Annotated in this window: 13 protein-coding genes; 4 read left to right on the top strand and 9 right to left on the bottom strand. The window is 41.9% G+C overall.

Annotated elements, in window-relative coordinates; all coding sequences use genetic code 11:
* The first annotated feature begins 148 nt into the window (after positions 1-148).
* A complete protein-coding gene (locus VCASEI_RS18350) occupies positions 149-514 on the top strand; it encodes a helix-turn-helix domain-containing protein (protein WP_086960025.1) in 366 nt (121 codons plus the stop codon).
* Positions 515-659: 145 nt separating this feature from the next.
* Here the strand turns inward: VCASEI_RS18350 and choV are convergent, their stop codons facing one another.
* The 8 genes from choV to VCASEI_RS18310 form a co-directional block, all read right to left on the bottom strand.
* Complete coding sequence (choV, locus tag VCASEI_RS18345) at positions 660-1,898, bottom strand: choline ABC transporter ATP-binding protein (RefSeq protein WP_086960026.1); 1,239 nt, start codon at positions 1,896-1,898, stop codon at positions 660-662.
* A gap of 2 nt (positions 1,899-1,900) precedes the next feature.
* Positions 1,901-2,746 (bottom strand): choline ABC transporter permease subunit, encoded by an 846-nt coding sequence (gene choW / locus VCASEI_RS18340; RefSeq protein WP_086960027.1) that lies wholly within the window; start codon positions 2,744-2,746, stop codon positions 1,901-1,903.
* A 124-nt stretch (positions 2,747-2,870) separates the two neighbouring features.
* Positions 2,871-3,818 carry a choline ABC transporter substrate-binding protein gene (locus VCASEI_RS18335; RefSeq protein ID WP_086960028.1) on the bottom strand — a complete coding sequence of 316 codons (948 nt, stop codon included), beginning with the start codon at positions 3,816-3,818 and terminating at the stop codon, positions 2,871-2,873.
* A gap of 29 nt (positions 3,819-3,847) precedes the next feature.
* Entirely contained in the window at positions 3,848-5,548 is a 1,701-nt protein-coding gene (gene betA / locus VCASEI_RS18330; protein WP_086960029.1) for a choline dehydrogenase, read from the bottom strand.
* A gap of 95 nt (positions 5,549-5,643) precedes the next feature.
* Positions 5,644-7,104 (bottom strand): betaine-aldehyde dehydrogenase, encoded by a 1,461-nt coding sequence (gene betB, locus VCASEI_RS18325; protein ID WP_086960030.1) that lies wholly within the window; start codon positions 7,102-7,104, stop codon positions 5,644-5,646.
* 24 nt (positions 7,105-7,128) lie between these two features.
* Positions 7,129-7,731, bottom strand: coding sequence for a transcriptional regulator BetI (gene betI, locus VCASEI_RS18320; RefSeq protein ID WP_086960031.1), 603 nt, complete (start codon positions 7,729-7,731; stop codon positions 7,129-7,131).
* Positions 7,732-8,320: 589 nt separating this feature from the next.
* Positions 8,321-8,659: a cytosolic protein gene (locus VCASEI_RS18315; RefSeq protein ID WP_086960032.1), complete on the bottom strand. Its 339-nt coding sequence runs from the start codon at positions 8,657-8,659 to the stop codon at positions 8,321-8,323.
* Positions 8,660-8,902: 243 nt separating this feature from the next.
* Positions 8,903-9,685 (bottom strand): AraC family transcriptional regulator, encoded by a 783-nt coding sequence (locus tag VCASEI_RS18310; RefSeq protein ID WP_086960033.1) that lies wholly within the window; start codon positions 9,683-9,685, stop codon positions 8,903-8,905.
* Between the two features lie 93 nt (positions 9,686-9,778).
* On the opposite strand from VCASEI_RS18310, the gene VCASEI_RS18305 reads away from it, so the two are divergent.
* Positions 9,779-10,924, top strand: coding sequence for a multidrug effflux MFS transporter (locus VCASEI_RS18305; protein WP_086960034.1), 1,146 nt, complete (start codon positions 9,779-9,781; stop codon positions 10,922-10,924).
* 185 nt (positions 10,925-11,109) lie between these two features.
* On the top strand, positions 11,110-12,261 hold the full coding sequence (ampC, locus tag VCASEI_RS18300) for a class C beta-lactamase (RefSeq protein ID WP_089110646.1): 1,152 nt from the start codon (positions 11,110-11,112) through the stop codon (positions 12,259-12,261).
* A 257-nt stretch (positions 12,262-12,518) separates the two neighbouring features.
* Here ampC and VCASEI_RS18295 read toward each other — a convergent pair.
* Positions 12,519-13,669, bottom strand: a protein-coding gene (locus VCASEI_RS18295; RefSeq protein ID WP_110957783.1) for an IS3 family transposase whose coding sequence is annotated in 2 segments (ribosomal slippage) — positions 12,519-13,426 and positions 13,426-13,669 — 1,152 coding nt in all. Because the reading frame shifts where the segments join, the coding sequence is not laid out codon by codon here.
* Between the two features lie 71 nt (positions 13,670-13,740).
* Between VCASEI_RS18295 and VCASEI_RS18290 the strand changes: the two genes are divergently transcribed.
* Positions 13,741-14,352: a CatB-related O-acetyltransferase gene (locus VCASEI_RS18290; RefSeq protein WP_089110894.1), complete on the top strand. Its 612-nt coding sequence runs from the start codon at positions 13,741-13,743 to the stop codon at positions 14,350-14,352.
* The last annotated feature ends 273 nt before the right edge of the window (positions 14,353-14,625 follow it).

The following is a 14,625-nucleotide window of genomic DNA, read 5'->3' as shown; positions in this document are numbered from 1 at the left end:
TTTAAGAAAGCCCTCGTTATTGATGCAATAGAGCGTTTTTATCTGTTTTTAAATTCCCTGAACAAAACTTGACGTTTGAATGACAAGGTATTCACGTGACTTTGTCATTTTAGTTACATGATAAATAAAGGTAATGAATAGAGACATCATGGAATTTACAGAGCAAGATCGAGAAGCCTTATACAATTTATGGATGTCACAAAAAGCAAAGCGTCATTTAACGCAAATGGATATGGCAAAACGATTAGGTGTAGGTGTTGTTGAATTCTCCGAAATGATCAGAGGGAAAGGGCAATTAACTCAGGGGTTTGTGACCCGATTTTTTCAACAGTTAGATATTGAAGCCCACACTATTTTACCGTCATTAAAACAACAAATCGCCCCTGATAACGCTGTCGTGTACTTACAAAATCGCATTATTATCGATGGTGATATTCAAAATGTTCAAATTGATGGCAACCAAGTGATTATTGATTATTGTTGTAAAGTGGCAAAGCTCAATACTAATCGGTAATGTACGAAAATGTTCTCTATCTAAGTGATAGTGAATCAAATGAGAGCCCGTCTTCTTTAATCAACGTCTTTTTTAATTAAAAGAAGAAGACGGGCTTTTTTGCTGTATAAGTTTTTAGATGAATAGGGTTTCAGATGGATAGAGTTTAAGCGGCGCTAGTGCTGCTATCCAACGGTTTATTTTGTGTTTGCTCTAGTGCTTGGTAATTACCTAATAACGCATTATAGAATTCACTATCACTTAACATGCCCACTAACTGATTATTTTCCACCATAAGTACTGGGTGGGCGGTGCGGTTTTTTAGCTCAATGGCATCACGCATAGTAATGTCTGGGCTTGCGGTAATGAGCATACTGGCATTGATTTCTTCAAGTGACATTTCTGTCGTCTGCCAATCAACTAAAGTGAGCGGTTTCTCACTGATAATTTCAAGTGATTCTACCGATAATGAAGCTTTTGTTTTTTTCAAATGAATGTCTGAGTGTGAGCAGATCTCAATTTCATTATTAGAGAAGGCTAAATCGCTTACTGGTATCATTAATGAGCTGCCTTTTAATACGTTAAGTGGGTTTGTGTGCGCCACAAAATCTTTCACGTATTGAGTTTTAGGCGCTAAGACGATTTCCTCTGGCGTGCCGTGTTGGATTAATCGACCTGACTCCATAATCGCAATGTTATTACCAATTTTTAGAGCTTCATCTAAGTCATGGCTAACAAACAAAATGGTTTTATTGAGCTTGGTTTGCAGCTCGAGTAATTCATCTTGTAGTTGCGCACGAATTAATGGATCCAACGCTGAAAAGGGTTCATCCATTAGCAATATATCGGTATCCATCGCAAAAGCGCGGGCGAGACCGACACGCTGCTGCATACCGCCAGACAACTCGTGTGGGTGTTTATCTGCCCATTCTGCTAGGCTCACCATTTCCAATTGTTCACGCGCTTTTTTACGGCGTTCGGATTTGCTCATTCCTTTCATTTCTAAGCCAAACGCAACATTATCGAGTACAGTTAGCCATGGCATTAAAGCAAATTTTTGGAATACCATTGATACTCGATGAGTACGTAAGTGGCGCAGCGTTGATTTATCGCAATTGGCGAGATCAACGAGAGTATCACCATCTTTGATTTCTAATGATCCACGCGAAATGGTATTCAGGCCATTCACCGCACGTAATAAGCTTGATTTCCCAGAGCCCGATAGCCCCATAAGAACACAAATCTCACCTTCTTTAACGCTAATGCTCACATCATCGACGCCAACCACTTGACCGGTTTGGTCAATAATATCTTGGCGTGATTGTCCTTGATCCAGTAAATCGAGAGCTTGATTAGGGTTGTTACCAAAGACCACATCAAGGTTTTTAATATTAATTGAGTTCATGATTATCCCTCTTTGGTTTGGTTGGGGGTTTTACACAGGCGATCCAAAATAATCGCGACCAATACAATCGCTAAACCCGCTTCAAAGCCTTGTGAAATATTCACGGTATTGAGTGCTCGGATAACCGGTTTTCCTAGCCCATCAGCGCCGACGAGTGCCGCGACAACCACCATTGAAAGTGACAACATGATGCATTGTGTTACTCCCGCCATAATGCTTGGCAGCGCGGCAGGCAGTTCCACTTTAAACAATAATTTCATGCGACTCGCCCCAAAGGCTTTACCGGCTTCGACCAATTCTTCTGGCACTTTAATAATGCCTAAATAGGTCAAACGAATTGGCGCGGCGATGGCGAAAATAATGGTCGAAATTAACCCTGGAACAATACCTAAACCAAATAAAACTAAGGTTGGAATAAGGTAAACAAAGGTCGGAACGGTTTGCATTAAATCTAAAATAGGACGCATGATGGTATACAACCAAGGGCGGTGCGCGGCCATGATCCCAAGAGGAACGCCAATTAATACGGAAATCGTTGTCGCCGCAAAGACGAGAACAAAGGTTTCCAGCATTTCTTGCCAATAGCCCATATTTAAAATCAGCAGTAAGGCTGCAATGATGAACACGACTAAGGATAATTTACGGTGTAAATACCACGCTAATGCGGCCGTAATTGCAATGGGAACAGCGGGTGGCATCCATTGAAATACGTCGACTAAACAGGTGATGATGGTTTCAAGGAAAATGGAAATGGCATCGAAGAAACTGGCGGCATTTACCGTGAGCCAATCAACAACAATTTCCATCCAGTGTCCGAGTGGGATTTTATGATCCGTTATAAAGTTCAATGTATTGCCTTATCTGGCGAGCTTGCACCCGCCAGTCCTATTACTTGTACTGAGAATGTTAAAAAGCCTGCATGGCTTAACTTCTGATATTGCTGGTATTACGCGGTTTTCTCTTTACGACGGTTTACGCATCAACATTGTTTAAATATTGAATAACCGCGGGCGCGGCAGGTTTGCCATCGAGTGTTTTGACCGTTTTCAGCCACGTTTGAATTTGTTCTGGGTGTTGTTCTAACCACTCACGAGCAGCGATAGCCGGTTTTTTGTTTTCGTTCAAAATGGAGTTCATGATCTGGTTTTCCATCTCAAGGCTAAATTTCAAATCTTTTAATAAATTGCCAACATTTGGACATTGCGATAAATAACCTTGGCGAACGTTAGTATGCACACTGGCACCGCCGTAGTTAGGGCCAAAGAAGTCATCACCACCGGCAAGGTATTTCATGTCAACTTTGCTGTTCATTGGGTGAGGCGCCCAACCTAGGTAAACAATCCATTGATTACGGCGTACTGCGCGAGTGACTTGTGACACCATGCCAGCTTCACTTGATTCCACTAAACGGAAGTCTTTTAAATCAAAAGCATTTTGATCAATCATGCTTTGCAGTAGGCGATTACCATCGTTGCCCGGTTCAATGCCGTAGATACGGTCGTTAAATTTGTCGGCATTTTTAGCGATATCGGCAAACGTTTTTACACCAGCGTCATACACATATTTCGGTACTGCTAAGGTGTATTTTGCGCCTTCTAGGTTGGCGCGAACGCTTTCTACTGTGCCAGCTTCACGGTATTTTTTGATGTCGTTTTCCATGGTCGGCATCCAGTTACCAAGAAATACATCAATATCGCCATTGGCCATAGAAGAGTAAGTAACCGGAACGGAAAGGAGCTCGGTTTCAGTTTGGTATCCCATACCTTTTAATAACTCTGAGGTGACCGCGGTGGTTGCAGTAATGTCGGTCCAACCTACATCTGAAAATCGAACGGTTTCACATTGGTTGGCGGCTTGAGCATTAAACGCGGCCAATGAAGTAAAGCCAAGAGTTATTAAAGTTTTCTTTTTCAGTGACATAATCAATCCTTATGATGAGTAACTTACTGTTATTGTTCAGTCGTTAAATTGCGTATTGGTGCGCTATTGCGCTGTGTTTCTTGCCAGTTAGGTGCTATCCATACCGACACGTTATTTGATTCGAGTAGGCGTTTACCTAAAATCATATCCGCAGCACGCTCTGCCACCATGATGGTTGGTGCGTTTAAATTGCCGTTAGGGATAATCGGAAAAATAGAAGAATCAACCACACGTAGATTCTCAATGCCGATCACGCGGCATTGCTCATCTACCACCGCCATTGGATCATGGTTAGCACCCATTTTGCAGGTACAGGAAGGGTGATAAGCACTTTCTACGTTTTGTTTGACCCATTGATCAATCGCCTGATCAGACTCAACCTCAATGCCGGGCTGAATTTCGGTGCCTCGGAATGTGTCCATTGCAGGCTGAGCTAAAATTTCACGAGTAAGGCGAATGCAGTCACGCCAATCTTGACGATCTTGCTCGGTCGAAATGTAGTTAAATTCAATGCTAGGCTTGGCGTTAGGATCGCTTGATTCTATGGCGACACGGCCACGGCTTTCGGGTTTGTTTGGACCTACGTGTACTTGAAATCCATGGCCATCAAAGGCCGCTTGACCGTCATAACGCATTGCAGCGGGTAAAAAGTGGTATTGAATATTTGGCCACTTCAAACCTTTACGTGAGCGGATAAATGCACACGATTCAAAATGGTTGGTCGCGCCTAAACCGGTACGTTTGATGATCCATTCTGCGCCAATTAAGCCTTTACTGACTAAACCTAGTTTGCTGTTTAGCGTGATGGGTTCTTTACATTCGTATTGAAAATAGACTTCTAAGTGATCTTGCAGATTTTCACCCACGCCGGGTAATTCATGTTTAATGTCTACCCCCGACTTTTTCAATGTGTCGCGGGCCCCGATACCCGAGAGTTGCAACAGTTGAACCGAACCAATTGAACCGGCGCTCGAGATAACTTCTTTCTCGGCGTAAACCTTGTGTATTTTCCCAGATTTCTCATACTCGATTCCGCAAGCCGTTTTACCTTCAAGTAAGACTTTATGCGCCACAATCCCTTTTAATAACGTCAGATTTGTGCGTTTAAGAGCGCGTTTTAAGTAGGCATTAGAGGTTGAAGCGCGTACGCCGCCATCCACCGTCATGTGCATCGGGCCAAAGCCTTCTTGTTGGTAGGCGTTGTAATCTTGCGTTTCTGGGTAACCGGCTTCTTTACCCGCCTCAATAAAGGCTTGGTATAAAGGGTTACGCTCCATGTCATTACCGTTGCATGTTCCGACAGGACCGTTGCCACCACGATAATCATTTCCGCCTGCCATCCAGCTTTCCGCTTTACGGAAGTAAGGTAAACAGTTTTGGTAATTCCAACCTTGTGCGCCGGATTCTTCCCACTGGTCAAAATCACAAGCATGACCACGGACATAAACCATACCGTTAATCGAAGAGCTACCGCCGAGCACTTTGCCGCGCGGACAATGTAATTGACGACCATCAAGACCAGCTTCTGCCTTGGTTTCAAATTGCCAAGCGTACTTATCGCTGTTCATCGGATAAGAAAGTGCGGTCGGCATTTGAATGAAAATGCTTTTATCACTGCCACCAGCTTCTAATAACAGGACCTGATGTTCGCCTGATTCGCTGAGTCTGTCGGCAAGTACACAGCCGGCCGAACCCGCGCCGACGATAATATAATCGTAGCGTTGTTGCATAAGAGTCGTCTCCGCTCTCTTTTAGAGAGTATCGATTAGAAAGTCGGTGGAGTTATGCACCGACCAATAGATTGATTTCGAGGTGATGGGGTGTCTTAAGCATAAGGGCTTTCGAAGTCACCTAAGTGAACCAATACACTTTTGGTTTGGGTATAATGATGCAGTGTTTCAGCACCATTTTCGCGGCCAATACCGGAATGCTTATAACCACCTACTGGCATTTCAGCAGGGGAGTTACCCCAAGTGTTGATCCAGCAAATACCGGCTAGCATTTGGTGAATAACGCGGTGTGCACGTGATAGGTTTTGCGTGAAAATGCCGGCAGCTAGACCAAATTCAGTGGCGTTAGCACGTTGAATCACTTCATCTTCATCACTGAATTTAAGCACTGACATTACTGGGCCAAAGATCTCTTGCTGAACATGTGTCATGTTGTCATCGCAATCAATAAACACCGTCGGGGCAACAAAGTTACCGTTTTCTAACCCCTTATCCGTCACTTGGTAACCACCGGTTAGTAAGGTTGCACCACTTTGTTTTGCCGCTTCAATCGCGCTTAATACCTTGCCTAAATGTTCTTTTGAAATCAGTGAACCGACTTGTGTGTTGATATCCATCGGATCGCCAACAATCATCTTTTCAGTGCGCGCTTTTAATTGAGCAATGAAATCGTCATACATGGCTTCATGAACAAAGACTCGAGTGCCGTGAGTACAGACTTCACCTTGAGTGTAAAAGTTTGCCACCATGGCCGCCGATACGGCTTGGTCTAGTTTGGCATCATCAAAGATAACTAAAGGTGACTTGCCCCCCAGCTCCATGGTGACGGATTTTAAGGTTTTAGCACTATCGCCCATCACGGCCTTACCGGTACCGGATTCACCAGTGAACGAGACTTTGGCAATATCAGGATGAGCAGTCAGCATTTGACCGACACGATAATCCCCTTGAAGGACATTAAAGACACCATCTGGAACGCCAGCTTCGGTAAAAATTTCAGCCAGTTTGAGTACCGATAATGGGGTTTCTTCAGATGGTTTAAAAATCATCGCATTACCAGCCGCAAGCGCAGGTGCTGATTTCCACATAGCGATTTGAATGGGGTAGTTCCACGCACCAATGCCCGCACAGATGCCTAAAGGTTCACGGCGAGTATAGAAAAACTGCTGCTCATTAAGGGGTTGTTGTTCACCTTGTAAGCTTGGAGCGAGGTTGGCGTAATATTCAATCACATCCGCGCCGGTAACAATATCGACTTCCAGTGCTTCTTGTAGTGGCTTGCCGGTATCGGCGACTTCTAGCTCTGCGAGTTCATCGTTTCGTGCTCTAAGGATTTCAACCGCTTTTAATAGAATTCGGCTTCGCTCAACCGCGCTCATTTTCGACCAGATTTGAAAGCCTTGTTTGGCCGATTCTATCGCTGTGTTTAAGTCACTTTGAGAGGCTTGACCAATTTGCGAGATAGCTTTACCCGTTGCTGGGTTGTAGTTGGTGAAAGTCTCACCTGAAGTCGAAGAGGTTAATTGACCATCGATATAAAGTGTTGGAGTTGTCATGTGAAAGCCTATTAATTTGAGAATTTAAAGTGAAGATGGGTGATAAAAAGCAAGTTGTTTATCTAAATAATCATTGATGATTTCTCGCGCTTTTTCTGCATCAATACCTTCTGGGTTTAATGTGCCACGAAGCCAGATACCATCGATTAAAGACGCAATGCCATGGGCTACTAAATTCGCTTGTTCATCGGGTAGTAGCGCTTTTAATTCAATTCGTAAGTGCGAAAGTAAACGCTGCTCATTGACGCGTTGAAGCCTTTTTAACTGGGCGTCGTGCATAGAGTAAGACCAGAATGCTAACCATGTTTTGGCCACTTTGTTTTCCGCTTGAAAGCCTTCAAAGTTGGCGTTCACAATACCAATAATGCGTTGTTGATGAGCATCGGCTGGTAGTCCACTCAATTTGATTTTTACTGTGTCGGAAAGCTCTCTTAAGATCGCTCGCATCGTTTCTTCTAATAACCCATGTTTACCGCCGAAATAATGGTTAATGATGCCAGTGGATACGCCCGCTTCTTTACTGATGAGCGAAATACTCGCGCTATGCAAACCCACTCTTTCAATCACCGCCATAGTGGCTTTGACTAACTGCGGTTTTCTAATATCAGGCATTCCAACTTTCGGCATATTTCGTACCCATTTATTTTTTATTGAACGGTTAATTAACGATAATGCTACACATAAAATGTTTAGACCTCAAATGAATATATTGGTAGTTGTTGGTCGCGGTTTGTCTTTTTTGATATAAATTTGTTATTTTTCAGTGAAATAAAGGTTCGTAAAATATTTATTTAAAATAATAATTGTTATGGATGTAATGGTTATTTTTAAAGCAAGAGGGAGCAAAGAGGGTGAGAGAGCGGTGGATGAGTAGTGATTTTTTACTCAATAGTAAGGTTTATCGCGGTTTAAGTGATGATATTAGCGTGAAAGCGAAATCCTGCATCTTTTTCGCTTAGGTTCATGTGCGGCATGACCAGTGGGTAGACTCATTTCATGCTGCAAGCTCCAAATTTTTCGCTAACCCTGAAGGTCGTCATCCCGGAAATGAGGAACGAATTATCCGGGATCTTTCACATCAATAATAATCAGTGAAAGCGAGATTTCATACTTTCTTCGCCTAAGTTCATGTGATGGAAACGGGGAGATAAACTCATTTATGCCCCATTCTTTACTAGGGATGCCAATTCACCGATTTCAACGTACTGAATAATTTTCAGCCTATTCGGGTAATAAAGGCTTGCTCGTCATCCACAAAAGCCACAAAACCGCCGTGATAGATAAATACCCGACCACGTCCCTCAACTAGGCAGGCAAGCTGTGGGTTAAAATATTCTTCGTTATCCTGACGTTGAAAAGTGCCTGTATCGGTGATTACGCCGCTGAGTGTAGGTAAATATCCATAAGTGCTCTTGGCTTGATCAATTAGGCTCAATTCGCTATCGGTAGAAAAGCATAAGGGGATCGCACCTGCTTCTTCTATAAATAGAGTTTTCAGTTCTTCAAAAGCGGTAATCACTAGCCAGTCGATGCCGTTAACATGATGGATAAACATAGAGTTTCTCGATAATTCTGATGCGGAGATTCTATCATTATTAGGGAAAAAACGTAGTAGATATTTAGTTATTAAAGGCGGTAATTCTGTGCCATTTCCGGACATTGACTAGACCAACTTGAAACACTGTTTTGCCCCAAAGTGAGCTACGGTTCGAGTTAATATTTGAGTTTAGTCATCAGTGTTCAAATACAAAAAGTAATGGGTAGTAAAAGGCAAGACTTGACCCTATAACCTCGATGATTAACCAATCGATTTAGCGACTTGAAAATTTGAGGGCGTATGCCCTGTATGTTGTTTAAAAAAACTAATAAAGGCGCTATCGCTCGAAAATTCTAGTTTATCAGATACTTGACTTACTTGTAGATTATCAGCCAAAAGGTCCATTGCTCTAAGCAATCGCCATTGTTGACGCCATGCTTGGTAACTCATTCCAGTTTCTGCTTTGAATAGTCTACTCACGGTTTTTGTGCTCATACCAATTTGCTTCGCAAATAAATGGAGAGGCTCAGGCAGTAACTGCTCTTGCTTAAGAGCCAGCAACCAATTTTGCAAGCGTGGATCTTTAGGCATTCTCAGTTGCCAGTATTCGCGAGGCGCTTTCTCTATCTCTTCCAAAAACAGATTGACTACATTTTTTTGATCGTCAATTGGCATGTCCCATTCCCAATGAGCCATACGTTCAATCAGCTCTCTCAGTAATGGATTTACCTCCATTATCAAAAGGTTGTTAAAACTTGGTAGTGATGTATCACGCGAGAAATAAAGTGAGCGATACTCTACGACACCTGTCATAAATACTCTGTGAACCGTACCAGAAGGAATCCAAGCAGCTCGGCTCGGAGGAATCAAACATACTCGATTGTCAAGTTCAATGCTCATACAACCAGCTTGGGCAAATAGCAATTGGTGTGTTTGATGGGTATGTGCGCCAGAATCATGGATCGCTAGCCTTGAAGCTATTCCCACCACTGATGCACCGATTGTATCAGGATTAAATTCTTGTTGTGGGTGTATAGTCGCCATGCTGTCTCACTTTTGATGTATTTAGTCCTGGTTATTGTAATGCAACTTTAGGGAACGCACTACAATAGCACCACTTAATTAATGGAGGTTCTTATGATTTCGAGGATTCCACCTCTTTGGTTAGCGGTGGTTTTAATGATGTTCCCACAAATTGTGGAAACGATATACAGCCCAGCACTGACAGATATAGCTCATCAGTTTAATGTAAGTAATGCCGAAGCATCTCAAACACTTTCAATTTACTTTTTAGCATTTGCTATCGGAGTTGTTTTCTGGGGGAGACTGAGCGATTTAATTGGACGACGTCCTGCAATGATAGCTGGCCTAATTACATATGGACTTGGAGCGCTGCTCGCTTTAGCAACCAGTCAGTTTGAAGTATTGCTATTTGCACGCGTTATGTCCGCATTTGGCGCAGCCGTAGGTTCGGTCATAACACAAACGATGCTGCGTGATTGCTATGACGGGTCTGAACTAGCGAAGGTCTTTTCTGTAATGGGCATCGCGCTCTCAATAAGTCCTGTTATTGGTTTAGTGAGCGGCGGATTGCTTGCTGAATATTTTGGCTATGTTGGCGTTTTCAGTAGTCTGATGTTACTCGCAATGGTTCTATCTCTAATAGCAGTTTGGTTTCTGCCTGAAACTAGACCCGCGACAACAGCGAAAGTATCAATGTGGCTACTATTCCAGCGAATGTCTAAAGATTCAAAACTTTGGCTTAATGCGTTACTTGTCGCCACTTTTAACTCAATGCTGTTCGGTTATTACAGTCTGGCGCCTTTTCTATTTTCAAATATTGGCATGACAACTAAAGACTTCGGATATTCTGGTGTCGCACTTGCTGTTGCAACATTTATTGGTAGCACAATGAATAAATATTTTCTTAACAAGGGATGGTCGCCCCTTTCGCTGGTCAAACTTGCGGTTAGTATCGCTCTCACTTGTGGTGTTGGTGTGTGGTTTACTCAATCATCCCTTTGGTTCTTGTTACCCATGATGGGCGTTGTAATTTCATTCGGAATCGCGATCCCAAATATACTGAGTCAAGCTTTAGTGACGTACAAAGAAGTATCGGGGAGTGCTGGAGCTTTATTTGGTCTCGCTTATTACTTATTGCTCAGTTTGGGGTTAGGAATTGCAGGTGTTATACAGTCACTTGGTTTAGCCTTGTTTATTTTCGGAATTGTCGCAACTATTTGCATTGCTTTATTAGCCTTAAAGGACGGAACCAAATCATAAAAGTTAGATGCTAATCTAATGATAATTTTAACTTAAAAACACTTATAAAAGACAGGCAGCGCATGGTATCGAAGTGGTAACTTTCTCCATTTCATCTTTCTATACGCTTCCTATAGAGATTAAATTTTGTTGACTAACATTAATTTGCTTTATCGACTAATAATTGGAAAATGAGATAATTAAATATGAAACTCAATCTAACTTTCGCAGCCATATTGGCTCTTAGCCCTTTCGCAACATTAGCTAACTCTGACTCTATGCAAGATAAAAAAATAAAGAGTGTTGTAGATGAAAAATCCACTGAGTTGATGGAAAAATACGACATCCCAGGCTTGGCGGTGGCTGTAACGGTAGATGGTGAGCGTTATTTTTATAACTATGGCTTTGCTGATAAAGGTTCTAGTACACCTGTAACTAATGAGACTATTTTTGAGCTAGGTTCAATAAGCAAGACTTTTGCTGCTGCGCTAGCTGGCTATGCTCAAGAGAAAGGTGCCTTGAATATGAATGATAAAATATCAGACCATATTGAAGAGCTAAAGGATACGCCTTTAGGTAATTCAAAACTCGTTCATATTGCGACATATACTGCAGGTGGGCTACCACTTCAGTTTCCAAATGAAGTGACAAACCATGATGAAATGATGCAGTACTATAAATCGTGGAAGGCGGAGTTTGAGGTAGGAACAAAGAGGAAATATTCGAATCCTAGTATAGGATTATTTGGTTACATAGGTTCTCAGAGTATGCAGTCAGATTACACGGAAATGATGGAGAAAATCATTTTACCTGAACTTGGGATGACAAATACATTTGTAGATGTGCCTGATGATAAAGTTACCAAGTATGCTTATGGTTATAACGCTAAGGGAGAATCTGTAAGAGTAAACCCTGGGGTACTTGATGCAGAAGCTTATGGTATTAAGTCAACAAGCACCGATATGATTCAATTTATTGAAGCTAATATGGGAATAGTACCTATTGATGTCAGCATTAAACATGCTCTAGAAAATTCTCATATAGGATATTTTGACACAAAGACATTTACACAAGCAGTGGGTTGGGAAGGGTATAACTACCCTACATCTCTCTCTAAGTTATTGGAAGGTAACTCTAGTGATGTAATCCTTAATGCGAAATCGGTAACACCGAGCATTACGGGTAACCTCGGCAGTGACGTTTGGTTCAATAAAACTGGCTCAACTGGCGGCTTTGGGGCTTATGTGGCATATGTACCTTCTGAAAAGGTAGGTGTGGTTATACTGGCAAATAAAAAATACCCAAATACAGAAAGAGTTGAATCTGCTTACGATATTATTAATTCAATTGTTAATTAACCCATTTTAAATCGGAGGTTGTAGTTAAAAGTAGAGAACCAACTCAAAAGCCACTTGATATACCTCTAGTGGCTTTAATACGAAACTAAAAATTAACATTGGTTGAAAAATAACAATAACTTAATATTAAAAAGTATTTAAAGGGTATTTTTGATTATTCTATTACTTACGGATAACTTTTTAAGTTCTATTATAGGATATGTATGAAAACTAAACATTGGTCAAAGTGATCTGCTCCAGCCAGACTGGACACTTCATTAAGCGACATTTTGCTGTTCAAAGTTAACAGGGCTTAGATACCCAAGAGCACTGTGCCTTCTTGTCCGATTATAATCAACCTCTATGTACTCGAAGATCGTTTGACGCATCTGGTCTCTCGTCATAATCGGCTCATATTGGATCGCTTCAACTTTCATCGAATGGAAGAAGCTCTCAACACAAGCATTGTCCCAGCAGTTTCCTTTCCTACTCATACTTTGCTTTAGATTATAAACAGTTATGAGGTCTCGATAATCTTTTGAGCAGTACTGACTACCTCGATCACTATGAACGATAACCTGCTCAGGAAATTCGCGACGGAACAAAGCCATTGATAGAGCATCACAGACCAGCGTAGCCGTCATTCTGGTATCCATAGACCATCCGATTACTTGTCTTGAGTAAAGGTCAATAATTACTGCCAAGTACAACCAGCCTTCGCTTGTCGCAACATAGGTGATGTCTCCCGCCCATTTTTCATTCGGAGCCGCTGCGTTAAAGTTCTGAGCCAGCAAGTTTGGAGCAACTGGCATTTGATGCTTGCTGTCTGTCGTGCACTTAAATTTACGTGCCGCTTTCGGCGTTAAATCTTGACGCTTCATACTGGCCGCAATGGTTTTCACATTGTGGTTATCACCGCTCTCAGACAGTTCTTTTTGGATTCGCCTTGAGCCATCTCGGCCTTTGCTGTTATCAAAAGCTTCTTTGACCTTTGTATCAAGCTCTTGGCGAACTGCCTCGCGTTGGCTAGCCTTATGGCGATGTTTAACCCAGTAATAAAACCCACTTCGGGATACCCCGAATACCTTAGCCATACGTACAATATTGAAGTACATCAGGTGTTCGAGCATAAATTCGTAGCAATTTACTTTAGATTTTTCGCGAAGTAGGTGGCGGCCTTTTTTACAATTTCTAGCTCTTCTGCTTGCTCAGCCAACTGCCTTTTGAGCTTGGCAACCTCTGCGGCTAGCTCTTGTTCTCGCTGACTAGTATTGGTGTCTTTCTTCGAGTTCTTCCGCCACCCGTAGATTTGAGATTCATGTAAAGAAAGCTGCCTTGCAGCCGCAGCTACTCCCACTCTCTCTGCTAGTTTTAGGGCTTCTGCTTTAAATTCAGGGGAATGTTTAATTCTAGTTTTCTTAGTTGTCATTGTTCACCTCGTTAGTGATTGTACTCACTTAACTCAGTGTCCAAAACAGCTGGAGCGGATCAAAGGTAACGTTGCTGCATGAAGTTGTTACTAACCCAAATATAACGATAAAAGGTAAACATAGTTATTATAGTGACTGCTGGGATGAAGGATTTGAAGAATCCGTGGTTAGGTATCTTCAAGGTGATGCCCTTAGTCGCGACTGGGAACCAAAATGGAAAATCGATAAATTACATATTGGTGACTTTGTGTGTATTGCTGCAGAAGTCATTATTGTCATGGGGGGAAACAGTACGCACAGAGCTGACTGGTTTTCTCTGTATCCGTTTATGGATTTCATAGAAGAAGCATATGTCGGTAAGGGAGATACTTGTATTGGGGATGGCGTTTGGCTTGGTATGCGTTCAATGATTATGCCTGGTGTTACTATCGGAGAAGGAGCGATAGTTGCGGCAAACAGCGTCGTAACAAAAGATGTTGAACCTTACAGTATGGTTGCAGGTTCACCAGCTAAGCATGTCAGATATCGTTTTTCCAAGGAGACTATAACAGATCTTTTGGCACTAGAAATTTATGATTGGCCACATGAGAAAATCGAGAGCTTAAAGAGACTATTATGTTCTGATGACTTAGAAGGCTTAAAAAAGGCAAGTGTTGACTACGATAGAAAACATGCGCTTTAGGATGGCGTTAATATAGTAATATAGTAATATAGTAATATAGTAATATAGTAATATAGTAATGTAGTAATGTAGTAATGTAGTAAAGGAGGTCAAATTTCTAACTACTTAGCTTACTATGTTATTTATGAACAATTATCGTCCAAAGCTGTTTATCTTGTAGGGCGAATCTATTTCAGCGATACAGAACATTCGTTTAAGCAAGTCTGCCATACCTGATGTAATTCAAGCATTTCTAATTTAGTAAAAGCACTGACTCAGAAATGTCCAAAACCA

Origin of the sequence: Vibrio casei (assembly GCF_002218025.2) — a bacterium.
GTDB classification, from domain to species: domain Bacteria; phylum Pseudomonadota; class Gammaproteobacteria; order Enterobacterales; family Vibrionaceae; genus Vibrio; species Vibrio casei.
Note: the sequence above shows the minus strand (reverse complement) of the source record. Positions and strands in the feature narration are given on the sequence as shown.